This is a genomic window from Hydrogenophaga palleronii (assembly GCF_031457455.1).
Classification (GTDB): Bacteria; Pseudomonadota; Gammaproteobacteria; order Burkholderiales; family Burkholderiaceae_C; genus Hydrogenophaga; species Hydrogenophaga palleronii_A.
Map to the genome: position 1 here is coordinate 159,673 of NZ_JAVDWU010000004.1, position 23,781 is coordinate 183,453.

Annotated in this window: 22 protein-coding genes and 1 tRNA gene; 7 read left to right on the forward strand and 16 right to left on the reverse strand. The window is 64.4% G+C overall.

All coding sequences use genetic code 11. The features are described from left to right. Positions 1 to 354: 354 nt before the first annotated feature. From ampD to J2W49_RS10875, 5 genes are all read right to left on the reverse strand, one after another. On the reverse strand, positions 355 to 966 hold the full coding sequence (ampD, locus tag J2W49_RS10855) for a 1,6-anhydro-N-acetylmuramyl-L-alanine amidase AmpD (protein ID WP_310315547.1): 612 nt from the start codon (positions 964 to 966) through the stop codon (positions 355 to 357). After that, the gene (locus J2W49_RS10860) at positions 956 to 2,467 is read right to left on the reverse strand and encodes a sigma-54-dependent transcriptional regulator (RefSeq protein WP_310315549.1); all 1,512 of its coding nucleotides are present in this window, start codon (positions 2,465 to 2,467) and stop codon (positions 956 to 958) included. Before J2W49_RS10860 ends, ampD begins: the two co-directional genes overlap by 11 nt. 26 nt (positions 2,468 to 2,493) lie before the next feature. Then, positions 2,494 to 4,272: a sensor histidine kinase gene (locus tag J2W49_RS10865; RefSeq protein WP_310315551.1), complete on the reverse strand. Its 1,779-nt coding sequence runs from the start codon at positions 4,270 to 4,272 to the stop codon at positions 2,494 to 2,496. A gap of 242 nt (positions 4,273 to 4,514) precedes the next feature. Next, on the reverse strand, positions 4,515 to 4,763 hold the full coding sequence (locus tag J2W49_RS10870; RefSeq protein WP_310315553.1) for a PP0621 family protein: 249 nt from the start codon (positions 4,761 to 4,763) through the stop codon (positions 4,515 to 4,517). Between the two features lie 12 nt (positions 4,764 to 4,775). After that, positions 4,776 to 5,576: a cytochrome C assembly family protein gene (locus J2W49_RS10875; protein ID WP_310315555.1), complete on the reverse strand. Its 801-nt coding sequence runs from the start codon at positions 5,574 to 5,576 to the stop codon at positions 4,776 to 4,778. A 180-nt stretch (positions 5,577 to 5,756) separates the two neighbouring features. Here J2W49_RS10875 and ffh point away from each other — a divergent pair, with 180 nt between their 5' ends. Continuing rightward, positions 5,757 to 7,127, forward strand: a complete 1,371-nt coding sequence (gene ffh, locus J2W49_RS10880; protein ID WP_310315557.1) for a signal recognition particle protein — start codon at positions 5,757 to 5,759, stop codon at positions 7,125 to 7,127. Between the two features lie 90 nt (positions 7,128 to 7,217). After that, entirely contained in the window at positions 7,218 to 7,829 is a 612-nt protein-coding gene (locus tag J2W49_RS10885; RefSeq protein ID WP_310316305.1) for a hypothetical protein, read from the forward strand. 92 nt (positions 7,830 to 7,921) lie between these two features. Here J2W49_RS10885 and mdoH read toward each other — a convergent pair whose 3' ends face one another. From mdoH to J2W49_RS10940, 11 genes are all read right to left on the reverse strand, one after another. Next, entirely contained in the window at positions 7,922 to 9,901 is a 1,980-nt protein-coding gene (gene mdoH, locus J2W49_RS10890; protein WP_310315559.1) for a glucans biosynthesis glucosyltransferase MdoH, read from the reverse strand. Between the two features lie 62 nt (positions 9,902 to 9,963). Next, on the reverse strand, positions 9,964 to 11,535 hold the full coding sequence (locus J2W49_RS10895; RefSeq protein WP_310315561.1) for a glucan biosynthesis protein G: 1,572 nt from the start codon (positions 11,533 to 11,535) through the stop codon (positions 9,964 to 9,966). A gap of 191 nt (positions 11,536 to 11,726) precedes the next feature. Further along, the gene (locus J2W49_RS10900) at positions 11,727 to 13,160 is read right to left on the reverse strand and encodes a sigma 54-interacting transcriptional regulator (RefSeq protein ID WP_310315563.1); all 1,434 of its coding nucleotides are present in this window, start codon (positions 13,158 to 13,160) and stop codon (positions 11,727 to 11,729) included. Continuing rightward, complete coding sequence (locus J2W49_RS10905; protein WP_310315565.1) at positions 13,157 to 13,876, reverse strand: hypothetical protein; 720 nt, start codon at positions 13,874 to 13,876, stop codon at positions 13,157 to 13,159. The genes J2W49_RS10900 and J2W49_RS10905 overlap by 4 nt, the downstream gene beginning before the upstream one ends. Next, positions 13,866 to 15,284: a sensor histidine kinase gene (locus J2W49_RS10910; RefSeq protein WP_310315567.1), complete on the reverse strand. Its 1,419-nt coding sequence runs from the start codon at positions 15,282 to 15,284 to the stop codon at positions 13,866 to 13,868. The genes J2W49_RS10905 and J2W49_RS10910 overlap by 11 nt, the downstream gene beginning before the upstream one ends. A gap of 12 nt (positions 15,285 to 15,296) precedes the next feature. Continuing rightward, the gene (miaB, locus tag J2W49_RS10915; protein WP_310315569.1) at positions 15,297 to 16,664 is read right to left on the reverse strand and encodes a tRNA (N6-isopentenyl adenosine(37)-C2)-methylthiotransferase MiaB; all 1,368 of its coding nucleotides are present in this window, start codon (positions 16,662 to 16,664) and stop codon (positions 15,297 to 15,299) included. A 114-nt stretch (positions 16,665 to 16,778) separates the two neighbouring features. Beyond that, on the reverse strand, positions 16,779 to 17,210 hold the full coding sequence (locus J2W49_RS10920; RefSeq protein ID WP_310315571.1) for a hypothetical protein: 432 nt from the start codon (positions 17,208 to 17,210) through the stop codon (positions 16,779 to 16,781). Positions 17,211 to 17,381: 171 nt separating this feature from the next. Beyond that, on the reverse strand, positions 17,382 to 17,978 hold the full coding sequence (locus J2W49_RS10925; RefSeq protein ID WP_310315573.1) for a class I SAM-dependent methyltransferase: 597 nt from the start codon (positions 17,976 to 17,978) through the stop codon (positions 17,382 to 17,384). Between the two features lie 84 nt (positions 17,979 to 18,062). After that, on the reverse strand, positions 18,063 to 18,623 hold the full coding sequence (locus J2W49_RS10930; protein ID WP_310315574.1) for a YaeQ family protein: 561 nt from the start codon (positions 18,621 to 18,623) through the stop codon (positions 18,063 to 18,065). 45 nt (positions 18,624 to 18,668) lie between these two features. Continuing rightward, positions 18,669 to 18,745 (reverse strand) — tRNA-Met (locus J2W49_RS10935). Between the two features lie 91 nt (positions 18,746 to 18,836). Continuing rightward, positions 18,837 to 19,625, reverse strand: coding sequence for an enoyl-CoA hydratase (locus J2W49_RS10940; RefSeq protein ID WP_310315576.1), 789 nt, complete (start codon positions 19,623 to 19,625; stop codon positions 18,837 to 18,839). A gap of 182 nt (positions 19,626 to 19,807) precedes the next feature. On the opposite strand from J2W49_RS10940, the gene J2W49_RS10945 reads away from it, so the two are divergent. From J2W49_RS10945 to J2W49_RS10965, 5 genes are all read left to right on the forward strand, one after another. After that, on the forward strand, positions 19,808 to 20,626 hold the full coding sequence (locus J2W49_RS10945) for an enoyl-CoA hydratase-related protein (protein ID WP_310315577.1): 819 nt from the start codon (positions 19,808 to 19,810) through the stop codon (positions 20,624 to 20,626). Then, the gene (gene paaI, locus J2W49_RS10950) at positions 20,623 to 21,069 is read left to right on the forward strand and encodes a hydroxyphenylacetyl-CoA thioesterase PaaI (protein ID WP_310315579.1); all 447 of its coding nucleotides are present in this window, start codon (positions 20,623 to 20,625) and stop codon (positions 21,067 to 21,069) included. Before J2W49_RS10945 ends, paaI begins: the two co-directional genes overlap by 4 nt. Continuing rightward, a complete protein-coding gene (gene paaK / locus J2W49_RS10955; RefSeq protein WP_310315581.1) occupies positions 21,066 to 22,376 on the forward strand; it encodes a phenylacetate--CoA ligase PaaK in 1,311 nt (436 codons plus the stop codon). The genes paaI and paaK overlap by 4 nt, the downstream gene beginning before the upstream one ends. A gap of 145 nt (positions 22,377 to 22,521) precedes the next feature. Continuing rightward, the gene (locus J2W49_RS10960) at positions 22,522 to 23,052 is read left to right on the forward strand and encodes a hypothetical protein (RefSeq protein WP_310315583.1); all 531 of its coding nucleotides are present in this window, start codon (positions 22,522 to 22,524) and stop codon (positions 23,050 to 23,052) included. A gap of 137 nt (positions 23,053 to 23,189) precedes the next feature. Continuing rightward, on the forward strand, positions 23,190 to 23,732 hold the full coding sequence (locus J2W49_RS10965) for an outer membrane beta-barrel protein (RefSeq protein WP_310315585.1): 543 nt from the start codon (positions 23,190 to 23,192) through the stop codon (positions 23,730 to 23,732). Positions 23,733 to 23,781: the final 49 nt, after the last annotated feature.

Genomic DNA, 23,781 nt, shown 5'->3' on the forward strand with positions numbered 1-23,781 from the left:
TCGGTGCGCTGCCCAGCTGCGGAATGTGCGGCGGTGGATGCGAAGTGGTGTAAAACAACTCGGCTGGCGTGGCGCAGCGCACACTATATCTGGTGTGCGGGTGTGGTTCAAGCCACTACCGGTAGTGTTCGGTGGTTTTTTTGTTCGTTCGTCCCCTGTCTCCCTTTCTTCGGCGGGGGCACCAGGCTTCGACCAGCGACGGGACGATTTTCCCAAGCCGCCGCAGGCGCCTCACGGGCTTGAACTTCTCAACTGAAGCCCTGCTGAACTGCGGCTCTCAGCGCAAAAGGCCTTCAAAGACCGCGCGGTTGTTGACGTGGTGACCGCGTCAAAGAAGTGGTGTGGCTTTTCCGTTCAGCCCTGTGTGCCGGATCCGCCGAGTGTGACATCAGGGAAACACCCGATGGGCCAGCCAAGTCCCTGCTGGAGTTGCGCCCAGTCAAAGCCCGGCCCTGGGTCGCATTTGCGGCCGGGGGCAATGTGTTCATGCCCTGCCACGTGGGCGATCGGGTAGCGCTGGGCCAGGGCCTGGCACAGCTCGGTCAGTGCAGCGTACTGAGGTGCCTCGAACATGTCGCCTTCGAGCCCTTCGAGCTCGACGCCGATCGAGTCGTCGTTGCGGTTGTCGCGCCCGCACCAGTGGGACGCACCAGCATGCCAGGCGCGCTGATCGGTATCGACAAACTGCACCAGTGTGCCGTCGCGTCGAATGAAAAAATGTGCCGATACCTCGGCGCCCCGGATCTGTTCAAAGTAGGGGTGGGCCTGCCAGTCAAGTTGGTTGGTGAACAGCTGCTCCACTTCGGGGCCGCCGTACTGGCCAGGCGGCAGGCTGATCGAATGCACAACGATCAGATCGATCAGCGCATGGGCGGGACGTGGACCGAAGTTGGGCGAAGGGCAGTGGCGGACGCCCTCAAGCCAGCCGCCTTGCCATCGCCCGCTGATCGGCGTCTCAAGCACCATCGTTGTCGTCGGAGATGTTGAGTCCCAGGCGCTGGATGCGGTAGCGCATCTGCCGCAGGTTCAGACCCAGGCGCGCAGCGGCCGCCGTGCGGTTGTAGTCGCACTCTCTCAAAGCCTTGAGCAACACCTGTCGCTCCTGTTCGTCCAGGTAGGTCTGCAGATCGTTGGGGATGTCGACCGGTGGCGGCGATGTGTCTGGTGAAGAAGCGGGTTGCGCCGAAAGGGTTTGTGTCGCGGTATCGGCCGGCACATCGGGCGGGGCCGATTCAAGATCACCAAAATCGCTGGGTTCGATGGCATCGCCGCTGCTGAGCGCCAGGGCGCGCTGCAGCAGGTTTTCCAGTTCACGCACGTTGCCGGGCAAGGCCCTTGTTTGCAGCCACGACAGGGCACGGTCCGACAGCTCGGGCGCTGGTTGTCCACTCTCCTTGCAAATGCGCCTCATCAGTGCACGGGCCAGATCGGGCAAGTCTTCGCGGCGTTCACGCAAGGCTGGCGTGCGCAACTCGATGACGTTCAGCCGGTAGAAAAGATCCTGTCGGAACTGACTGGTCTGGACCAGTGCCGAGAGGTCGCGATGGGTCGCACTCACCAGACGCACATCCACGGCGCTTTCCTGCACGCCACCCAGCGGACGCACGCGGCGCTCCTGAATGACGCGCAGCAGCTTGGCCTGCATGGCGATGGGCAGGTCGCCGATTTCATCGAGAAAAAGTGTGCCTCCTTTGGCGGCCTGAAAGTAGCCCTCGCGGTCTTGCGTGGCGCCGGTGTAGGCGCCCTTGCGTGCGCCAAAGAACTCGGCTTCGATGAGGTTTTCAGGGATGGCGCCGCAATTGACCGCCACAAAGGGGCCGCTTGCGCGGTGGCTGCATTCGTGCACGGCGCGCGCCACCAGTTCCTTGCCGGTGCCGGACTCGCCCATGATGAGCACGGGCGCCATGCTGGTGGCCACCTTTTCAATGCGCGACTTGATCTGCACGATGCTGGGTGCGCTGCCGACGATGCGCTGCAAAGAACGCACGCCTGCGGGTGGCAGCGGCGAACTCGAGAGTGCCAGGGCATTCAGCCTGTCGTCCGGGTGCCGGGCGGCTGCGGTGCGATCGAGCATCGCGGCCGGCGGGTGGCGCTGGCTTTGCAGGGCGGCGGTCACGGCGGCCCGCAACTGCTTGAGATCCACCGGTTTCGTCAGGTAGTCGAAGGCGCCGAGCTTCAGTGCCTCCACCGCATTCTCGGCAGACCCATGTGCCGTGATGACGATGCTCTTTTCGGTGCGCTGAGACGCTGCCAGCTCGCGCAACAGCTCCAGTCCCAGGCCGTCGGGCAGGCGCATGTCGGTGATCAGCACGTCGAAGTGCTTCTGCGCCAGCCACTCTCGGGCCTGCTCCAGGTCGGGCGCCGAAGTCACCTCATGACCTTCGCGCAGCAGGGTCAGTTCGTAGAGGGTCCGAAGGTCGGGCTCATCGTCCACAACGAGGACCGAAGCAATGGGTGGCGCAGTCATTCTGGGCGGTAGGGTGGGTGGGCCTGTCAGGTGGCACCGCGAAGCGGCCCGGGCCTTGTCATGGACGGAATGGAGTCCCCCGGCGCATAGGCCAGGTTCTGTTGGACAGGTTGGCGGGTCTGTCCATTCGAGGCGGCTATGATCACATAGAACTCGTTGCCATCGCGCTGGTCGAGCCGCGTGCGCTGGTAGGCGATGTGCGCACCGTACCGCTCGCAGAGCTCGCGGCAGATGTAGAGCCCCAGTCCGCTGGACCGGCTCTCTGAAGAGAAGAAAGGCTCGAACAGATGTTTGAGCACCCCGGCCTCCAGCGGTGCGCCGTCGCTCCAGACCGACAGGCGCACGCGGTCGTTGCCACTGGGTTGCGAAATGACGCGGATCGACGAGGGCTGGCCGCTGGCGTGCCGCATCGCGTTGTCGAGCAGGTTGACCAACAGCCTGCGCAGATGCTCGGGGTCAAAGCCCACGTGGGCTGCCGGCGCGTGGGTATGCACGCCCAGCACGCCGCGCGAGGGGTTCTGGCGCGACCATTCCTGTGTGATGTAGCGGATGGAGGCGTCCAGCGGGAGCGAAGGGATCAGGCCTTCGATCTGACTGGGCTGGGCCCGTGCGACATTGAGAATGTCATCGACGATGCGGGAAAGCCGTTGGGCGTTGTGCTCGATCATCTGCGTGAGCTTCTTCTGACTCGGGCCTTGCACCTCTTCGTCGAGCAAGGCATTGGCCTGCGTGATGGCCGACAGCGGGTTGCGGATCTCGTGTGCAACCGCGGCCGACATCCGGCCCATCGACGCCAGCTTTTCGGTTCGCACGCGCGCTTCCACCTCACGCAGATCCTCAAGAAACACGACGCAAAGGCCTCGGCCCCGGCCCCCCTGCACAGTGAGTCGTGTGCGCGCATACAGTCGGTGCGTCGTGAGTTCGTCGATGTCAAGCGTGATCTCCGATTGAAGCGGCTGACCCAGCACGAAGGTCTCGTTCACCAGATGGGACAACCCCGCCCAGCTCTCTTTCACGGAGAGCAGGAGTCGCGTGGCACTGGAATGTCCCTCGCCCAGCAGCATCGCCAGCGCGGCGGGATTGGCGCTGCGCACGACGCCATGCGGATCGGCCACCAGCACGCCCTCGGTCAGGCTTTCGATGATCAGTTCGTTGACCTCGGCCTGGTTGCGGGCGGCCACCTGGCTGCTTTGCGCCAGGGCCTCTTCCTTCGCCAGCCGGATGGCGAGCTGATTGGCCAGCACCGCGACAAGGAAGAACCCGGTGCCTGTCAGGCCTGCCTGGAGAAAGCGCGCTGTGGAAACTTCGCTGAGCAAAGGTGCGCTGAGCCAAGCTTCACCGAGCAGGTACAAGGCCACGCTGGCGGCGGTGGCCAGGCCCAGCGTCAAAGGCCCCAGGATGGATGCCAGCAGCACCGGCAGGGCAAACAGCGGCGTGTAGTTGAGGCTGGCTTGCTGGAAGTATTGCAGCAGTGCAAACACCACCATATCGACACCGATGGTCAATACCCATTGCAGACGAAACACCTGGCCATGATCGATCGGCCGTGACCAGAGCAACACCGCCAGGGTGGCGCAAAGGTACGCGGCACACAGTGCCACCAGCCAGTCCGGGCCGCCTGCTTTGGTGAGCAGCACGAACGCTTGCAGCGCCAGCAACACCCCAGCAATGAAGACACGTGCGCGCATGAACGCGCTCCACAGCCGGACGAAGGCCCTCAGTTGCTGCTCGCGCCCATGCGAACTGCCGGTTTCGAAAACCGAAAACCAGGACGGCGCGAAATGGGAATGGGTGTTCCGTGCCATGTCAGTTGCTCCACCGTGCAGCGCGCGACCCGCGACGCATGAAACGGTCCCATTCAGGGACACCGCCGGACCGGCTTTGCCGGACGGCCAGTGCCGCCCGCTTGAGGGGGTGACGCGAAGCGGCGCAGGGGCGTTTCATTTCAGTGAGGCCCGGCCGCCCGAAGGCATTGACGCGCCCCCTCGGGGGGGTAGCGAACCAAGTGAGCGTGGGGGCTGTTCATCCTAGCCTGGGCCCAAGGGTGTCATGCCTGACTGCTTTCGCTTAACTGGCGATGCTCGGTGCAGCAATAGGCCCCGCGCCGACCCTTGACGGCTTCGCTCTCAGGGAGATGGGTGCCGCAGTGCAGGCAGGCGACCATCACGGTGGGGGGCGCGAGCTTGCGCGATCGTTTTTCCGGCTGTGCGATTGGAGGATCGTCGCCCTTGAGCCGGTTGTTCCGCCAGATGTAGATGGCGACCAGGACCACGGCCAGAACGAGCAGGTATTTCATGGAAGGGATGTTTCAGGCGCGGTGGAGCACCACTTCAAGCACGAAGCGGGATCCGACATAGCCCAGCAGCAGAAAACCGGCGCCCAGGTAGATGGTCCGAACGGCGGTTCGCCCGCGCCAGCCCAGGCGCCAGCGTCCCAGGAGCAAGACACCCATGGTCAGCCACGCCAGCACGGAGAACACCGTCTTGTGCTCCCATACCCATTCGTGGTGCAACATGGCAGAGAACCATCCCCCGGCGAGCAGGGTGGCGCTCAGCAGGGCAAAACCCGCTGCGACGAACCGGAAGGTGAGTCGCTCCAGCATCAGCAGGGGCATGGTGGACTCGGTGGCGTGGCCCTGACGCATGGCGGCCTCCGCGCGTTGCATCAGCCAGGCGTGGACCACGGCGGCGGCAATCAGGCCATAGGAGGCGATGCCCAGGGCCCAGTGCAGGGGCAGCCAGGCGGAACGAAGGGCAGGGTAAGGCGAACCGGGGAAGATCAAGGCCAGCAGCACCGCCAGGGTACCGAGGGCGGCCAGGGTCCATCGCGCACGCAATTGTGGATAGAGTCGGCTTTCCACCACGTAGACGGTCAGCACCAGCCAGGCGGTGATGGAGATGGCCGGAGCAAAACCAAATCGAACGGGTTGAGTGAACAAGCCCTGCACCAGCACCACCAGGTGAAGAAGCCATGCGGTGGCCAGCAGGCCGCGCACCTGTGCCGGTGTCATTCTCTGGTGGGCCCAGGCCAGCACGGCGTACGACAAGGCCGCCACCGACGAGAGCAGGGCGGCGGACGGGTTCGACATGAGGGTGGGCAGCAGGTTCATGAACCGGGCACCACCACCCGCGCGCGTGCGGGTTGCACAGCTAAAATCATCCGCACAGTTTAACGGCCTTGTTACGAATGCCGTTGCCGGCCGGTACACCTGTTTGTGAGAAATACTGGTCAATCTGCCCCATTTCCAGCCGCTCTTGCGGTGCGTCTGTCCCCCTCACCCGAGTGCACCATGGCATCAGCCCTCTCCGAACGTCTCTCACGCATCGTCAAGGAAATGCGCGGCCAGGCCCGCATCACCGAAAGCAATGTCACCGACATGATGCGCGAGGTGCGCATGGCACTGCTGGAAGCCGATGTGGCACTGCCCGTGGTGCGCGACTTCATTGCCAAGGTCAAGGAGAAGGCCTTGGGACAGGAGGTGGTGGGTTCGCTGACGCCTGGGCAGGCCATGGTGGGCATCGTCAACCGCGAGTTGGCGGCTCTCATGGGCGCTGGCGTGGCAGACATCAATCTGGCCGCGCAACCACCGGCGGTGATCCTGATGGCGGGCCTGCAGGGCGCGGGCAAGACGACCACCACCGCCAAGCTGGCCAAACACCTGATCGAGAAGCGCAAGAAAAAGGTGCTCACCGTCTCGGGCGACGTCTACCGTCCGGCGGCCATCGAACAGCTCAAAATGGTGAGCGCGCAGGCGGGGGCGGAATGGTTCCCCAGCACCGCGGATCAGAAGCCGGTGGACATTGCCCGCGCAGCCATCGACTACGCCCGCAAGCACTATTTTGATGTGCTGCTGGTTGACACCGCCGGTCGCCTTGCGATCGACGAGGCGCTGATGCGCGAGATCAAGGAGCTGCACGCCGCGCTGGATCCGGTGGAGACCTTGTTTGTGGTCGACGCCATGCAGGGTCAGGATGCGATCAACACCGCGAAGGCGTTCAAGGAAGCCCTGCCTCTCACCGGCATCATCCTGACCAAGACCGACGGCGACTCGCGAGGTGGTGCCGCCTTGTCGGTGAGGGCCATCACGGGTGCGCCGATCAAGTTTGCCGGTATCTCCGAAAAGATCGACGGACTGGAGGTGTTTGATGCCGAACGCCATGCGGGGCGCATCCTGGGCATGGGCGACATCGTGGCCCTGGTCGAACAGGTCACGGCCGGCGTGGACATGGCTGCCGCGCAGAAGCTGGCCGCCAAGGTCAAGAGCGGTGAGGGCTTCGACCTGAACGACTTTCTGGATCAGATCCGCCAGATGAAACAGATGGGGGGCCTCTCCAGCCTGATGGACAAGCTGCCAGGCGCCATGGCGGCCAAGGCCAGCGAGGTCGACATGAACCGCGCCGAGAAAGACATCAAGCGCAAGGAAGGCATCATCTGCAGCATGACGCTCAAGGAGCGCACCCGCCCGGACATCATCAAAGCCACACGCAAGCGCCGCATCGCTGCCGGCGCCGGCGTGCACGTTCAGGAAGTCAACCGCCTGCTCAAGGAGTTCGAGCAGATGCAGGGCATGATGAGGAAGATGAAGGGCGGTGGCATGATGAAGATGATCAAGCGCATGGGGGGCATGAAAGGCATGCCCAAGCTGCCCGGCATGGGGTGATCCGCCTGGAAGCGTCAGTTCCCAGGATCATGGCTTGATCTTTCGCAGGCCGGATCTACTGAGGGTGGCGAAAATGGGCCCACCATGCTGATGATCCTCGAAATTGCCATTGGCCTGCTGTGCATGGCCACTGCGCTGGCATTGCGGCCCTGGCGCATGTTGCAGGGCCCGCTGCTGACACCCGCCCTGGCGGCCGTGGTGCTGCTGCCCATGTTGTGGCTGCTGCCGCAGTTCCTGCCGAATGGCTTGCCGGTCCAGTTCTCTGGCGCCTGCTTGCTGGTGCTGGCCCTGGGCTGGCCACTGGCTGTGCCCGTGCTGGCCGTGGTCGCGCTTGTGGTGTGGGGGCTGGGTCCGTCGGACGGGTACGCTGCATTGACGCAATGGGTGTGGGTGGGGCTGTTGCCTGCCACGCTGGCCCTGGGCCTGGGCGCTTTGATCCGGCGCTGGTTGCCTTCGAATATTTTTGTCTATACCTTGGGCCGCGGCTTTCTGGGCACCGCGCTGGTGGTGTTTCTGGCCGGTGCGCTGTTTGAGTGGACCCACCATCAGGTGGACGGCGTGGCCCTGGAACAGGCGCTGGTGGCCCGCTGGCTGATGGCCTGGGGCGACGCTTTTCTCACGGGCATGTTCGCTGCCATTGGCGTAGCGTTTGCGCCGAAATACCTGGCCACCTGGTCGGACGAACGCTATCTGAGAGGCTGAGCGTCTTTCGTTCCTCCGAAAAACGCCCAATCTCTGAAGCCGCCCGCTGCCTCAGCGGGTCGGTATCTCGCTCAGGTCGCAGTGCTCAGCGTTCAGGCGACCTGGGGCATGGCCAACCGAGCGGCATGGCGCCAGGCCCGGCGCAGCACGGCGGGGGACCACGACTCTTCAGGAATCAGCAGCACGCCCAGCGAACGCATGCGCTCTCCCAGCGTCACATGGCTGGTCATCACCGTGATCGGCACCGCCAGCAACAGCGGCAGCGCGATGGGCACCAGCCACAGCAAGGCGTAGACGTTGAGCAGGGCCACACCAACGCCCAACAGAACGACGATCAAGGTCATGGGCGCGAGGCGGGTGACGGCGGTTCCCCATGAAATGCCGGAGGCTTCGCGGGGTGGCGATTTCCAGTCGAGCTTGATGCCGGTGATGGCCGTGAGCACGAAGAGCGAATGAGCGAGCATGCGCACAGGGGCCTGCAGCATGGCCAGCACGGTTTCCATGGCAGCGCTGCCCAGCAGGGCGCCCGTGCCGCCAAACGCCTTCTGGCCGCCTTTGAGGAACACCGCCAGCAAACCCAGCACGCGAGGCATGAACAGCATGCACAGTGTCCAGACCCACAGCGTACGAATCTCGGCGGGGATGGCGCTCCACTGCGGCACCACGCTGGTGTTGCTCACCCAGAGGGCTGTGCCGAATGTCATGAAGGCCAGCCAGATGGGAGCGGACAGGTAGGACATGGCGCCAATGACGAACATGGCGCGGTGCACGCGATGGATACCGGGTTCGGCCATCAGGCGCGAGTTCTGCAGGTTGCCCTGGCACCAGCGGCGGTCACGCTGCAGTTCGCTCAGCAGATCAGGCGGCTGCTGCTCGTAGCTGCCGGTGAGGTCGGACACCAGCCACACGTGGTAACCGGCGCGGCGCATCAGCGCGGCCTCAACGAAATCGTGCGACATGATGCCGCCCGACATGCCACCCGTGCCCTTGATGGGCGCGAGGGCACAGTGCTTCATGAAGGGTTCGACGCGGATGATGGCGTTGTGGCCCCAGTAGTGCGACTCTCCGAGTTGCCAGAACTGCATGCCCAGCGTGAAGAGGCGACCGGTGACGCGGGAGGCGAACTGCTGCGCGCGGGCGTGCAGAGTGGCGTGGCCAATGGCCTGCGTGGCCGTCTGCACGATGCCGGCCTTGGGGTTGGCTTCCATCAGCTTGACCATCGAGACCAGGCAACTTCCGCTCATGACACTGTCGGCATCGAGCACCACCATGTAGCGGTAGTCCTTGCCCCAGCGGCGGCAGAAATCGGCCACGTTACCGGCCTTGCGGTGGGTGCGGCGCGTGCGCAGGCGGTAGTAGACCTCGATGGGCGGCAGATCGGTTTGTGCTGCCAGGTCGCCACGCAGGCGTTCCCAGGCGGCGCGCTCGGCGGCAGCGATGGCGGGATCGTAGCTGTCCGACAGCACAAACACATCAAACTGCTTGTTGTGCCCTGTGGCCGCGAGCGACTCACAGGTGGCGCGCAGGCCGGCAAACACCGTGGCCACATCTTCGTTGCAGATGGGCATGATGATCGCGGTGCGGGCATCGGGGTTCATGGCGTGGTCGCGCACCGACGCCGCAGTGAGCGTGTGCGCGTCGCCGCGCAGCGTGACCCAGAAACCCATGACGGCGGTGACGAAGCCGGTGACCACCCAGGCCGAGAGCACCGCGAACAACGCCAGTTGACCGTATTGCAGCCAGGCGTTGTCGTGCACGGGTTGGGATTGTGCGAACAAGACCGTGGCGAAGGCGGTGGTGAGCAGCGTGAGCAGCGCGAACACACCGCGGCGACGGTTGGCGGCGCGCTCCCAGCTTTCTGGAACGGTGGTGTCTGGCACCGCTGGTGTGCGGGGCGGGAGCAGTCGGCTGGCCGTGCTGAGCAGGGAGGTGCCGACGCTGTTCCAGAAGCCACGCCAGGGTCGGGGCACCATGGAGCCGCGATTCAGCGGCGGTGCGGTGAATGCGTTGGGGTGGCGGTCTTCGCGCAGCAGGCTGCGCGCCGGGAGGATCGAGATGGGTTCGGCATTCATTGATGTGCCTCCATGTGACGCGTTCTGGTGCGAGCTTGCTTGGGGGCGGCCCGGCGCGGCGCTCATTCGGGTAGCAGCAGATGTGTCCATGTTTCGCTCACTGTGTCGTTCTGGTGTTGGAGGAAGGCGCGCAGTTCGACCGGCTTGGTGGGGTCGATGCGTTGCACACGCAGGCTCACGCGCCATGAGCGCGTGGCGGGGTTGGGGTAGGCGAGGGTTTCGAGCAGGCGGCCGTTGGCATCGGCGCTGACCATCGCACGCACCTCGGCGTCGGCTGGTAGGGCATCCAGCGCGGGTCCGGCGAAATCGAGCACGTACTGGGGCTGGGCCTTCTGTTCTTCGGGTGTGAGCTTGGTGTAGCCATAGCCCCGGCGCGTTTGGGTGACCCAGGACGATGGTGGGCGTTGTTGCGCTTCGCCTTGCCAGGCCAGTTCATAGCTCAGCTCCAGCGGTTGGCCGGGCGCGGGCAACCTCGCCGGCACCCAGTACGCGACGATGTTGTCGTGGGTTTCGTCCGGCGTGGGCAACTGCACCAGCTCCACTCGGCCGGCACCCCACTGCCCCAGGGGCTTGATCCAGGCGCTGGGGCGGCGCTCGTAGTGCGCTTCCACGTCCTCGTAGCTGGCAAAACGGCGGTCGCGCTGCATCAGGCCGAAACCGCGCGGATCGGTCATGCTGAAAGAGCTCACCACCGGCGCTTGGGGGCGCTGCAGTGGGCGCCATAGCCACTCACCCTGGCCGGTGACCATCATCAGGCCGTCGGAGTCGTGCACTTCAGGACGGAAATCGCCCGCCATGGGCTGGTTCTCGCCCGAGAGGAACATGCTGGTCAGCGGCGCGATGCCCAGCGTGTTGACTGCGTTGGCGCCCTTGCGCAGGAACACGCGGGCGTTCACCGTGGTGGTCGTCTGCTGGCCCGGGCGCACCACGAACCGGTAAGCGCCGGTGGCGCGCGGCGATTCCAGCAGGGCCAGCACGGTCACTTCGCTGGCGTTGACAGCGGGGCGCTGGATCCAGAATTCGGTGAACCGCGGAAACTCCTCGCCGGTGCCGCCCACGGTGTCGATGGCCAGGCCGCGGGCCGACAGGCCGTACTGCTGGCCCGCACCCAGGGCGCGGAAGTAGCTGGCGCCCTGAAAGACGATCAGTTCGTCTTTGTAGGCATTGTTGTTGAGCGGGTAGTGCAGCCGGAAGCCCGCGTGGCCCAGATCGCCCCAGGGCTTCGGGTCAAAGGTGTTCTTGCCGTAGTCGAAATCGGCGCCGCTGTAAGGCAGGTGGCGCACGGTGCCGTTCGGGGTGATCTCGTGGATGCGGACCGGCTCGGTCTGGTACAGGCCCAGATGGAAGAACTGGGCTTCAAAGGGCAGCTTTTCAGCGCGCCAGACGGAGCGGTCGGTTTTGAAGCGGATGTCGCGCAGCTGGTCGTAAGTGATGTTGGCAAGTGCGGGGGGGAGCTTGTCGCTGTTTGCGCGAAAGGGCTCGCCAGCGCGGGTCTGGGCCAGCCGGGTCAGTTCATCGAAATCAAAGGCCTGCGCATGGGCCGACGCCCCGACCAGCGTGGCCGCGAGCCCGCCCAGCAGCACCCAGCCGCGCAAGCGTCCAGGGGGAAAAAACAGGGGAAAAAATGTTGCCATGCCCTGTAGAGGGCAAGGCCCGTGCCAAGCGCTGAAAAGGCTTTGAAATCAAAGGCTTGTACACGCGGTTCGCGGGTTTTCCCGAGGCCAGGCCTGATTAGGCGCTTCAATGCCCCTGTTTTTGTCGCCAAACGGCGACAATTCACCTGGGTTCGAGGGGGAAGGCTTTTAAAAACAAGGACTTGGCGCTGTCACTCATCAGCGACAGGATCGTCGTGGGGTCCTGTGGCAACGCCCGATCCGTCGCTTTTGAACAGGCCAGGGGTGAGTTCGTGCTTTTGCAGCAACCGGTAGAACTCGGTACGGTTGCGCTGCGCCAGGCGCGCGGCGTCTGCCACGTTGCCGTCGGTCATCTTGAGCAGGCCAACCAGGTAGTCGCGTTCGAAACGCTGGCGGGCGTCAGTGAAGCTGAGCACCTCGGTCGACGGGGTGCGCAGCGCGCGCTGCACCAGCGCCAGCGACACCAGCGGTGTGGTGGTCAGCGCACACGCCTGCTCGACCACGTTGTAGAGCTGGCGCACGTTGCCTGGCCATGAAGCCATGGTCAGCGCCTTCAGTGCCTCGGGTGCAAAGCCGGAACTGCGCTTGCCGTACTTCCTGGCCAGCTTGGCCAGGAAGTGGTTGGCCAGCAGGGCGATGTCTTCGCGGCGTTCGGCCAGGGTGGGCAAGGTGAGCGTGACCACGTTGAGCCGGTAGTAAAGGTCTTCGCGGAACTGGCCCTCGGCCATGGCTTCTTCCAGGTTTCGGTGGGTCGCCGAGATGATGCGCACGTCCACCGGAATCGACTGGCTGGAGCCCAGCGGCCGGATGGCGCGTTCCTGCAGCACGCGCAGCAGTTTCACCTGCAGCGCGGGCGGCATGTCACCGATCTCGTCCAGCAGCAGTGTGCCGCCATCGGCGGTCTGGAACAGGCCCTTGTGGTTGGTCACCGCGTCGGTGAAGGCGCCTTTGACGTGACCGAAGAGTTCGGATTCGAGCAAGGCTTCGGGAATGGCGCCGCAGTTCACCGCAATGAAGGGCTTCTTGGCGCGAGGACTGGCGCGGTGGATGGCGCGCGCCAGCATTTCCTTGCCGGTGCCGCTGTCGCCACGCAGCAGCACGCTGGCGTCCGACTGCGCGATCATGCGGGCCTCAGCCAGCAGGTCGGCCATTCGGTTGGAGCGGCTGATCACGTCCGCCCGCCACTCTTCATCGGCTTGCGAGCTGGGGCTGGTGGGCGCACCCAGCGCCAGGGCCTGTGCGATTTTTTCCAGCAGTTCCTTGGCGTCGTAGGGTTTTGTGAGGTAGGTGTACACCCCCCGCGCGGTGGCCTCGACCGCGTCGGGAATGGTCCCGTGGGCGGTGAGCAGGATCACCGGCAATGAAGGGTGGCGCGAGCGGATTTCGTCGAACAGGGCCAGACCATCCTTGCCTGGAAGCCGCACATCGGAAAGCACCAGTTGGGGCCGTTCAATGTCGAGCTGGCTCAATGCCGCTTCGGCCGATCCCACCGACGTGACCTGGTAGCCCGCCGCCCCCAGTCGCATGGCCAGCAGGCGCAGCATGTCGGCGTCGTCGTCCACCACCAGAATACGGGCGCGCGGTTTGCTTGGTGGAGCTGCGTGGGGTTCAAAGGTGGCACTCATTGAGGGGAAGGACGGTTGCCGTTGCTGCCTGGCGGTGGTGGGCGCGGAATCAGGCTGCGTTCGATCGCGCGCATGGCTTCCAGTCGCTCATTGAGTTGTTCAATGCGGCGCCCACTGTCGCGCAATTGTTGTGACTGTCTGTCCACGGTGTCTTCCAGCCGGCGCTGGTTCATCAGATTGGCAGCCAGCAGGCGCGCCAGCGGCTTGAGCGTGGCGCTTTCTGGCGAGGTGTGGTTGATGACCCTTTGCAGCAGGCCCAATGAACGAGCCGTGTCAGGCGGTTGATGGGTGAAGGACAAGGCCAGGGCCAATTGCATTTGCCGCACCGGGTTGCTGCCCGGGTCACCCATCGTTGAAATGTGATTTTGCAGTTCCGCCGGCGTGAAACTGCGCAGTCGTTCGGCATGCTCCAACAGGGAAATCAAATCCCCGAGTGCAAGCAGTTGGGTTCCCGTGATCGCCGGGGTCGGCACGGGTGCGGGCTCTGCAGGCGTCGGGCTGGTGACCGGAGGCGATGGGGCGGCAATCGGTGGGGGCTCCATCACGGGCGCAGGAACCGTGGAGGCCGGTGGAGCAGTCACCGAGTCTGGCGCTTTGGAGCTGGCACAGGCCGCCAGGCCCAGGCTCATCGCCGAGGCCAGCAACAGTGCGGCGGGGCGCGTCAAGCGGGCTTGCGACCGAAGGGCGGTCGTGACCCGACAGAAGTCATTGAACATGGGGCAACTCGATGCGAAAGTGGGCGCTGGCACTGTCTGGCAGCAGAAAGACCCGACCGCCGTGGGCCACAATGTACTCGTGCACGATGGACAGACCGATACCCGTGCCACGAACGGCATCTTCAGGCTGGCGTTCTCCGCGGAAAAAGGGTTCGAAAATGCGGTCACGATCAGCCTCTGCCACGCCGGGACCTTGATCCACGATGTCGATGCAGGCCAGCCCGGCTTGATCCGAGAGCGTGAGGCGGATATGGCCGCCGCGGGGGGAATGGCGGATGGCATTGGACAGCAGGTTGCCCACTGCCGAAGCCATTTTTTCGCGGTCCACCTGCAGCACCAGGGAAGGGCCCTCGATGCGCACGGTCAGGGCGTGGGACTGCCAGTGCAGGCGCTGCACATCGACCTGTTCTTCCAGCAGCTCGCGCAAGTCGGTTCTTTCCCGTCGCAGTTGCCGTGCCTCAAACGCGGCCGCGTTGAACCGCAGCAAGGCTTCGATCTGGCCCTGCAGCATCTGGGTGTTGTGCTGCAGGATGTTCACCACCTCGGCCTGACTGGGGTTGAGCGGCCCGGCCACGCCGTCGCCAAGCACCGCCACCCCTTCGTGCAGCGAGGCCAGCGGCGTCTTGAGCTCGTGCGAGATGTGGCGCAGAAAGCGCGCCTTGTCGGCGTCGAGCTCGGTCAACCGCAGTCGCAGCCATTCCAGTTGCTGGCTCACACGCCGCACGTCTGAAGGACCTGCGATGTCGATCGGCACGTCCAGCCGGTTTTCGCCCAGGCCCTTGATCGCCTTTTCCAGCCGCTTGAAAGGGCGAGCCAGCCAGATGCCGAACCCCAGCGCCATCACGACCGCCACCCCGATCGATCCCAGGACCTGGCGGGTGAGTTGCTGGCGGCTGGACGCAAAACGGGCCTGCAAGGCATCGTTGCGGTTGCCGATGATGTTCTGAACGGTTTGTGCAATGGCGCCGCTGTGCACGTCCAGGTCGCGGAACGCCAGCGTCACATCGCGTTCGCGGTCCAGAGCCGTCTCGGGCGTGCCTTCGAGCAGACCGGCGATTGATGCCAGCTGGTTGCGCCAGGCGCTGGCCTGTTCAGGAGGAAGCTCGTTGCTCTCAAGGCTGGCGAGGATGTCGGCGGCATTGGCCGCTGTTTCCTCAAATCGCAGCCGCAGCTGGTTGTCACGCAACACCAGCGACTGGCGCGCAGCGCGTTCCATGTTCAGGCTGCGTTCGCTCAGCGACTGTGCGGCGGTGGTCAGGGCAATCGCTTGGGCGGCGCTTTCGCGGCTTTGTGCCATGAGGGTGTCGAGCGTGAACAGGGCACGCACGGCCGCAGCACCCAGTAACGCGCCGATGAGCACGAAGGCAACCAGCAGCAGCTGTGGAAAGGAGAAGCGAGGCGCTCTCACAACATCTGAATGTCAGTGGGTCTCGCGTACCCGCACCTCGCCACGCAGCGAATGGGGCCGGGCTTCGGTGATCAGCACGTCGATGAGCTGGCCCACCAGACGCGCGGCGTTCGGTCCGCCGTCGAAATTGACGATGCGGTTGCATTCGGTGCGGCCCATGAGTTCTGCCCTGGGATTCCCGTCCTCATCCTTGCCCGGCCGGCGCGATGGCCCTTCCACCAGGATGCGCTGTACCGTGCCTTCGCGGCTGGCGCTGATGCGCTTCACGTTCTCTTCTATGGTGGCCTGCAGGTGTTGCAGCCGCTTGAGCTTGACCGCGTGCGGCGTGTCGTCGGGCAGGTTGGCAGCAGGTGTGCCGGGCCGCGGGCTGAAGATGAAGCTGAAGCTGGCGTCGAAGCCCACGTCGGTGATGAGCTTCATCATCTTGTCGAAATCTTCGTCGGTCTCGCCGGGGAAGCCCACGATGAAGTCGCTGCTCATGGACAGGTTGGGCCGGATGGCGCGCAGCTTGCGCACCGTGCTCTTGAATTCCATGGCGGTGTAGCCGCGTTTCATGGCCATGAGGATGCGGTCGCTGCCGTGCTGCACCGGCAGATGCAGGTGGTTCACCAGCTTCGGGATCTTCGCGTAGGCCTCGATCAATCGGGGCGTGAACTCGTTGGGGTGGCTGGTGGTGTAGCGGATGCGCTCGATGCCCGGGATCTCAGCCACGTATTCCAGCAGCAGGGCAAAGTCGGCGATCTCACCCGTGTCACCCATGGGGCCACGGTAGGCGTTGACGTTCTGGCCCAGCAGGTTCACTTCCTTCACACCCTGGTCGGCCAGGCCGGCGATTTCCACCAGCACGTCGTCAAACGGGCGGCTCACCTCTTCGCCGCGCGTGTAGGGCACCACGCAGTAGCTGCAGTATTTGGAACAGCCTTCCATGATGGAGACGAAGGCCGATGCGCCGTCCACCTTGGCGGGCGGCAGGTGGTCGAACTTTTCAATCTCAGGGAAGCTGATGTCGACCTGCGGCGTTGACAGGCGCGCACGCTGGTTCAGCATCTCGGGCAGGCGGTGCAGCGTCTGCGGGCCGAACACCACGTCCACATACGGCGCACGCTTGATGATCTCGGCGCCTTCTTGGCTGGCCACGCAGCCACCCACGCCAATGAGCACGCCTTTTTCCTTCAGGTGCTTGATGCGGCCCAGATCAGAAAATACCTTCTCCTGAGCCTTCTCTCGCACCGAGCAGGTGTTGAACAGGATCAGGTCGGCCTCTTCCACGTCCTGCGTGGGTTCGTAGCCCTGGGCGGCGCCCAGCACATCGGCCATTTTGTCCGAGTCGTACTCGTTCATCTGGCAGCCAAAGGTTTTGATGAAGACTTTTTTGCTCATGGGGGAATCCGGGTATCACGCTTTGGCCCTGAACAGGGCCTGATTGGACCCCTTCGCGCGGAAGGGTCGGGGCGCACGCGTTTCGCAGCGCGAGCGCAATGCTGGCGACAGGCCTCAGTTGGACCTGGCGGGGGCGTTCGGGTTGGGCGCCGACTCTGACGAGAAACGGAAATTGCGCTCGGCGGCCGCACCCGCGCGCTTTTCGGCCGCTTCCGCAGGGTTGAGCACCCAGACTTCGTGGATCAGGCCCTGGCCGTCACGCACATAGTTCACCAGCACCTCCTGGCCGACCAGGGCACCAGACAGCACCAGCGTGTTGTTCTGGTTGCGGATGCGCGAACCTGGTGAGAGGCGGGCCGGTTCGCCATTGAGCGTGATCTCGGGTGGCTGCACCACCACCATCTTGGCGCGCAGTGCGCTGTCTGGGAAGTTGCGCACGGGCTGGGTTTGGGCAACGGCCCACGGCGAAGCAATCAGCGCCAGCGTGGCAGCCAGCGCGTGTGCGCGAAATGAGGTGACGGAGAGAGCAGCGAGGCAGCGGTTCATGGTATGTGTCCAGAGGCTGTGGAAAAGGCGGAACGCCGGTGGCGAACAGGCGTGGATTGTCGCACGACGGCCGTCGCCCCAAGGCTCGTCAGGCCGCGCGCATTTGCGCAGAATGAGGCGCCACACGTCGCGGTTGGCAGCCAGGCAAGCACGCGGGGTGACGCACCACGTTCACGGCCCGCTGGCCGGCTTTTGCATCAGGGCCACGTTGGGGCAGGGGATTTCGCACGTCCAGCCGTGGTGTTGCGCCAGCCATTGCAGCGTGGCCTCGCGGTAGAACACCACGTGGGTGGGGTCACGGCGGTAGTGCCAGCCGGCAAACCGGTTGTCGTCGGTCTGGAAATTCGTCATCAGCGCCAGCCAGCCGCTTGGCGACAGCAGTGAGTCAAACCGGCGGAATTCAACGGCAGGTTGATGGAAGTGCTCGATCACTTCGGTGCAGGTGATGAAGCCGTAGGTGACAGACAGTACCGAGCGGTCTGGATGAAAGAACGGGTCGTACAGCGCGACCGCGTGCCCGCCTTCACGCAGCAGGGCGGCCAGTACCGGTCCCGGGCCACAGCCATAGTCCAGGCCCTGACTGGAGGGTGGCAAGCGCTGCAGCAAGGGGTCGCTCAGCTTTTTCAGGAACTGGCGGTACTGCGCGTCGTCTTCTGCGTTCTGGTGGAGCCGGTATTCGGCGAGTTCGGCGTCCGGCCCTGGGCGCTGCTCGGGATGCAGAAAGGTAGCCAGACAATTGGAGCAGCGCCAGTAGCTGCGATCTCCCACGGTCTGAAATGCTTGGCACTGCGTGTGTTCGCAAACCGGACAGTGCATGGGCGATCCCGCTGGCGTAGGTGCTTTGCGAAAGCCTTATTTCCAGCGAAGCGGCTCGATGGGCACGCTGCCCTGCGTGCTGGACAGCGTGAGCACCCCTTCCTGCACCGTGGCCTGCAACTGCATGCTGCGTTCAGCCATCGCGGCCAGCGCAGGTGCCACCTCGGTGGGCAGTCGCCACACCTGCAGCTTGTCCAGCCGCGTCAGCTTGTTTTCAATGCCGCGCCACCACACATCAGCCGCCGAGCCGAAGGCGTAGACGAACACCGCGTCGGCCTTGCTGCAGGCCTTCAACAGCGGCTTGTCTTCGGGTTGGCCCACTTCGATCCAGATGCGCTTGCGACCGGTGAAGTCGGTGAGCGACACGTCCGGATCCTCCGGGTCTGACAGGCCGGCGCCAAAAGCCAGCGTGCCGTCGCCACCGCAGGTGTCCTGCAGTTCGTGCGCGTGAATGGCCAGTGCCACCAGCCGAACCATCATGCGCTCGTCGGTCTCGCTGGGGTGGCGGGCCAGGGTGAGCGCGTGGTCGGCGTAGTAGCCGTGGTCGATGTCGGCCACCTGCAGGTGTGCCTTGAAGATGGTGGATTTGAGGGCCATGAATGCAAAAAAGCGGACCCGTCGCCGGAGTCCGCTTCTGAAATTTGGTGGCGATAGGTGGACTTGAACCACCGACATCAGCATTATGAATGCTGCGCTCTAACCAACTGAGCTATATCGCCGAAGCCCGGAATTATAGCCAGATTTTTGAACCTCTTCACACCGCCAGTGACGCGGGCTACCGGGCAGCGGCGGGGTATGGGGGTAACAGGTTCAGCTGTGCTTGAACACCGCCTTGCGCTTGTTCACGAACGCATCCATGCCTTCTTTTTGATCCTCGGTGGCGAACATCGCATGGAACAGGCGGCGTTCGAACATCACGCCATCCGACAGGCCACCTTCAAAGGCACGGTTGACACATTCCTTGGCAGCCATCACCGACGGCAGCGAGAACTCGCAGATCTGCAGGGCGGCGCCCAGGGCTTCGTCCATCAGCTTGTCCAGCGGCACCACGCGGCTGACCAGGCCCGCGCGCTCGGCCTCGGTGGCGTCCATCATGCGGCCGGTCAGGGCCATGTCCATGGCTTTGGCCTTGCCCACGGCGCGAGGCAGGCGCTGGGTGCCGCCCGCGCCGGGGATGATGCCGAGCTTGATTTCGGGCTGGCCGAACTTGGCGTTGTCGGCGGCGATGATGAAGTCGCACATCATGGCGAGTTCGCAGCCGCCGCCCAGGGCGAAACCGCTGACCGCAGCAATCACCGGCTTGCGCACGCTGCGGATGGTTTCCCAGTTGCGGGTGATGTAGTCGCCCTTGTAGACGTCGGCGAAGCTGTAGGTGGCCATGGCGCCGATGTCGGCGCCGGCCGCAAAGGCTTTTTCGCTGCCGGTGACGATCATGCAGCCGATGGTTTCGTCGGCGTCGAAGGCCTTGAGGGCCGCGCCCAGCTCGTCCATGAGCTGGTTGTTCAGGGCATTGAGCTGCTTGGGGCGGTTCAGGGTGACGATGCCCACGCGCCCTTCGGTGCGCACGGTGATGAGTTCGGGGGTGGCTGTCTCGCTCATGGCTTTCCTCTGCTGGAGTAGGGTGGTGGGGTGAATTGACGTGTACGTCAATGTCAAGGTCGACTATAGCGGCCTCCACCAAGGGAAAACATTAGCCGACCGTTGGGTCGGTTAATGGTAAATTGGCTTCAAGCATCAACCGACAGGGTGCCAAGCACCTGCATCCGAGGAGACAACATCACATGAATGCCCCGTCAACGGCAACGCCACCGGCGAGTTCCATCCTGTATGAGGAGCGTGGCGCGGTGGCCCTGGTCACGCTCAACCGACCCGATGCCCTCAACAGTTTCACGCGCGCCATGCATCGCGAACTCTGGGCCGCACTCGACCGCGCCGAAGGCAATCCCGCGATCCGGGCCTTGGTCATCACGGGTGCGGGCCGTGGGTTCTGCGCGGGTGCCGATCTGGCCGAATTCGACTTTGAGCCCGGACCCGACCTGGTGCAGCGCGCCGACCCCGGCCCGGTCATCGAGCAGGCCTTCAACCCGACGGCCAGACGGTTTCAGAACCTGCGCATGCCCAGCATCGCCGCCGTCAATGGCGTGGCGGCGGGGGCGGGCGCTTCGCTGGCGATGTGTTGTGACATGGCGATTGCCGCACCCGGCGCGAGTTTCATCCAGGCATTCAGCAAGATCGGCCTGATCCCGGACGCCGGTGGCAGCTGGTTGCTGGTTGAGCGTCTGGGCTTGGCGCGGGCGATGGCGCTGGCCATGACGGGTGACAAGCTGCCTGCTCAGCAGGCCAAGGACTGGGGCATGATCTGGGACGTGGCTGACGACCCGGTGGCCGCGGCCCTCACCTTGGCAGACAAGCTCGCTGCCATGCCGACCAAGGCCCTGGTGGCCACCCGGGCACTGTTGCGCGAGGCGGGCACGCGCAGCTTCAGTGAACAGCTGGATATGGAACGAGACACGCAGTCGGCACTGGGCAAGACCCACGACTACATCGAAGGCGTGATGGCGTTTCGCGAAAAACGCCCGGCGCGGTTCAAAGGGGAATGACGGTGACACCTCAAGACCGCGCCACCCGGGTGGGTGAGACGATGTTCTCGGCAGACGTGGCGGCACGCGAGACCATGGGCATTGAGCTGGTGAGTGTGGCGCCCGGGCGTGCCGTGATGCGCATGGCTGTCCAGCCGCTGCACCTCAACGGCCACCAGATCTGCCACGGTGGCTTCATCTTCACCCTGGCCGACACCACTTTCGCCTACGCCTGCAACAGCTACAACAAAAACGCGGTGGCGGCCGGCTGCAGCATCGAGTTCCTCAAACCCGGCCATCAAGGCGATGTGCTCACCTGCGAAGGCCTGGAGCAGACCCTGCAGGGCCGGCACGGCATTTACGACATGAAGGTCACGAACCAGAAAGGCGAGGTGGTGGCCATGTTCCGGGGCAAGAGCGCGCAAATACCTGGTCACGTATTCCCTGAAGAGGTGGGCGCATGAACCACTTCCCGCTCGAACCGATTGAAAAGGCCAGCGTCGACGAGTTGCGCGCGCTGCAGCTCAAACGCCTGCAGGCCACGCTGCGCCATGCCTATGCCAACTCACCCGTCTACCGGGCCAAGTTCGATGCGGCGGGCGTGCATCCGGACGACTGCCGCAGCCTGGCCGATCTGGCGAAGTTTCCCTTCACCACCAAGAAGGATTTGCGCGACAGCTATCCCTTCGGCATGTTTGCCGTGCCGCGTGAAAAATGTGCGCGCATCCACGCCAGCAGCGGCACCACCGGCAAACCCACGGTGGTGGGCTATACCCTCAAGGACATTGACACCTGGGCCACCGTGGTGGCGCGCAGCATCCGTGCCAGCGGTGCCCGGCCCGGCGATCTGGTGCACGTGAGCTACGGCTACGGCCTGTTCACCGGTGGTCTGGGCGCGCACTACGGCGCCGAGAAGCTGGGCCTCACCGTGGTGCCTTTCGGTGGTGGGCAGACCGAACGCCAAGTGCAACTGATCCAGGATTTTCGGCCCGACATCATCATGGTCACGCCCAGCTACATGCTGGCGATTGCCGACGAATTCGAGCGGCAGGGCATCGACCCGCGCGAAAGCAGTTTGCGCCTGGGTATTTTCGGCGCCGAGCCCTGGACCAACGACATGCGCGTGGCGATTGAAACGCGCATGAACATCGATGCCGTGGACATCTATGGCCTGTCTGAAGTGATGGGGCCGGGCGTGGCCAACGAATGTGTGGAAACCAAAGATGGACCGACCATCTGGGAGGACCATTTCTATCCTGAGATCATCCACCCCGAAACGGGCGAACCGGTGGCCGACGGCGAGATGGGCGAACTGGTCTTCACCAGCCTGACCAAGGAGGCGCTACCCATCATCCGCTACCGCACGCGCGATCTCACCCGCCTGTTGCCTGGCACCGCGCGCACCATGCGCCGCATGGAGAAGATCACCGGCCGCAGCGACGACATGATGATCGTGCGCGGCGTCAACGTGTTTCCCACCCAGATCGAAGAACTCATCCTCAAGCGCCCCGAGCTCACGGCCCATTACCAGTGCCTGCTGACCCGCGAAGGGCCCATGGACAACCTGACGGTGATCGTGGAGACACGGCCGGGCCTGGCGCCCGACAGCATCGAAGCGCGCGCTGCTGCCAAGATGCTGCAGCACGAAGTGAAGGGGTTCGTGGGCAGCAGTGTGGAGGTGGAGCTCAGGCCCGAAGGCGGGGTGGAGCGCAGTCAGGGCAAGGCCAAGCGGGTGGTGGACCAGCGGTCGCGCTTAGGCCACCGTGCGTAGCTCAGGCCTCTCGGGAACGGGGTGTATCGGAACTTCTTGGCCTCGGCGTGAAATTTGTCCGTCTCGTAGTTGTCACGCCTGGGGTCAAACCCCCTAGCCGTTCCAGGGGGCTGTCGCTACATTCCTGCTCAAAGGAAGTTTCCAGATGGACAAAACTGCGGTCTTCTCCAAGACGGATGAAGGGCGGGAGGCTCTGACCAGCCGTCCACCAGGTCTCACGCCCCGGCTGCGTTCGCTGCTGATCATGACCGACGGCAAGCGGACCGTGGCCGAGCTCGACAAGATGCTGGGTGCCGATGGCGCGGCGGGCCCTTTGCTGGATCAACTGGTCACCCAGGGCTGGGTGCAAGGCCAGGCCGGCACCGGCCCCACGACATCACCACCGATGGCAGCCAGTGCAGAGGCCGGCGGGGGGCAGGCGGCGGTGGACACGCTGCCCCCCTTTGTCGACGCAGCATGGCCGTTCCCGGATGCCCGTCGGCGGGTCGTGCGTTTCATCAACGACCAGCTCGGCCCCATGGGCGAGACCCTGGCCATGCGCGTGGAGTCCTGCAAGAATGCCGCCGATCTGCAGGCTGCCTTGCCACGCATCCGCGATGGCCTGCGCAATTTCAAGAACTCGGCCACGGTGCAACAGTTCGACCAGGAGATCGCGATCCATTTGCCCACCGCTTGAGTGGGCTGCGGCAGCGGTGGCATGTGTCATGCCACGCCGACACGCGGTTGACCGGTGTTTCAAAGTCCTCAAGGGGCTCGCCTGATGGGCCTCTTTCCTAGAATGCAGGTTTTATCCATTCCAGGAAGGACTTCTTCATGAACAAGCTGCGTCATCTCGCCTATGCAACCGGGCTCGCGGGGCTGATGGCAGTGCCTGCCGCTCAGGCGCAATCCATTTACGGTGAACTGGGCTATACCGCCTTGTCTGCCAGTGTGTCGGTGCCGGTGCTGGGCGTGTCCGTCAAATCGGAGCCCGCCATGGCGCGCGCCATGCTCGGCATTTCTCCCTTCGCTGGCCTGGGGGTGGAGGGCATGATCGGGACCGGCGTGCGCGACGACCGTCTGCGCGGCAGCGGGGGCATCGACTCCCGCGTGAAGGTGGACGAATTTCTGGGCGTCTACCTCGCCTCGCGCCTGAACCTGGGCCTGGTGGAGCTGTTTGGACGGGCTGGCGTGGCCGAGACACGGGTCCGCTTCGAAGGGCTGGGAACAGGCAGCGACAGCGGCTTTTCCTACGGTGCCGGTGTGCGCCTGCTGCCCACCGACAAGCTCACCCTCAGCCTCGACTACATGAACTATCTCGACAAGAGCGGCGTGAAGATCGACGGCTATACGCTCAGCCTGGGCCTGAAGTTCTGAGGCTCGGCGGGGTTCACGAGCCTTTCCGGAGGGAAGGGCCTCATCCAGA

Excerpts from the sequence above, each read along its gene's own strand:
- ampD (WP_310315547.1), bottom strand. The coding sequence starts at position 966 with ATGGTGCTTGAGACGCCGATCAGCGGGCGATGGCAAGGCGGCTGGCTT.
- J2W49_RS10860 (WP_310315549.1), bottom strand. The coding sequence starts at position 2,467 with ATGACTGCGCCACCCATTGCTTCGGTCCTCGTTGTGGACGATGAGCCC.
- J2W49_RS10865 (WP_310315551.1), bottom strand. The coding sequence starts at position 4,272 with ATGGCACGGAACACCCATTCCCATTTCGCGCCGTCCTGGTTTTCGGTT.
- J2W49_RS10870 (WP_310315553.1), bottom strand. The coding sequence starts at position 4,763 with ATGAAATACCTGCTCGTTCTGGCCGTGGTCCTGGTCGCCATCTACATC.
- J2W49_RS10875 (WP_310315555.1), bottom strand. The coding sequence starts at position 5,576 with ATGAACCTGCTGCCCACCCTCATGTCGAACCCGTCCGCCGCCCTGCTC.
- ffh (WP_310315557.1), top strand. The coding sequence starts at position 5,757 with ATGGCATCAGCCCTCTCCGAACGTCTCTCACGCATCGTCAAGGAAATG.
- J2W49_RS10885 (WP_310316305.1), top strand. The coding sequence starts at position 7,218 with ATGATCCTCGAAATTGCCATTGGCCTGCTGTGCATGGCCACTGCGCTG.
- mdoH (WP_310315559.1), bottom strand. The coding sequence starts at position 9,901 with ATGAATGCCGAACCCATCTCGATCCTCCCGGCGCGCAGCCTGCTGCGC.
- J2W49_RS10895 (WP_310315561.1), bottom strand. The coding sequence starts at position 11,535 with ATGGCAACATTTTTTCCCCTGTTTTTTCCCCCTGGACGCTTGCGCGGC.
- J2W49_RS10900 (WP_310315563.1), bottom strand. The coding sequence starts at position 13,160 with ATGAGTGCCACCTTTGAACCCCACGCAGCTCCACCAAGCAAACCGCGC.
- J2W49_RS10905 (WP_310315565.1), bottom strand. The coding sequence starts at position 13,876 with ATGTTCAATGACTTCTGTCGGGTCACGACCGCCCTTCGGTCGCAAGCC.
- miaB (WP_310315569.1), bottom strand. The coding sequence starts at position 16,664 with ATGAGCAAAAAAGTCTTCATCAAAACCTTTGGCTGCCAGATGAACGAG.
- J2W49_RS10920 (WP_310315571.1), bottom strand. The coding sequence starts at position 17,210 with ATGAACCGCTGCCTCGCTGCTCTCTCCGTCACCTCATTTCGCGCACAC.
- J2W49_RS10930 (WP_310315574.1), bottom strand. The coding sequence starts at position 18,623 with ATGGCCCTCAAATCCACCATCTTCAAGGCACACCTGCAGGTGGCCGAC.
- J2W49_RS10940 (WP_310315576.1), bottom strand. The coding sequence starts at position 19,625 with ATGAGCGAGACAGCCACCCCCGAACTCATCACCGTGCGCACCGAAGGG.
- J2W49_RS10945 (WP_310315577.1), top strand. The coding sequence starts at position 19,808 with ATGAATGCCCCGTCAACGGCAACGCCACCGGCGAGTTCCATCCTGTAT.
- paaI (WP_310315579.1), top strand. The coding sequence starts at position 20,623 with ATGACGGTGACACCTCAAGACCGCGCCACCCGGGTGGGTGAGACGATG.
- paaK (WP_310315581.1), top strand. The coding sequence starts at position 21,066 with ATGAACCACTTCCCGCTCGAACCGATTGAAAAGGCCAGCGTCGACGAG.
- J2W49_RS10960 (WP_310315583.1), top strand. The coding sequence starts at position 22,522 with ATGGACAAAACTGCGGTCTTCTCCAAGACGGATGAAGGGCGGGAGGCT.
- J2W49_RS10965 (WP_310315585.1), top strand. The coding sequence starts at position 23,190 with ATGAACAAGCTGCGTCATCTCGCCTATGCAACCGGGCTCGCGGGGCTG.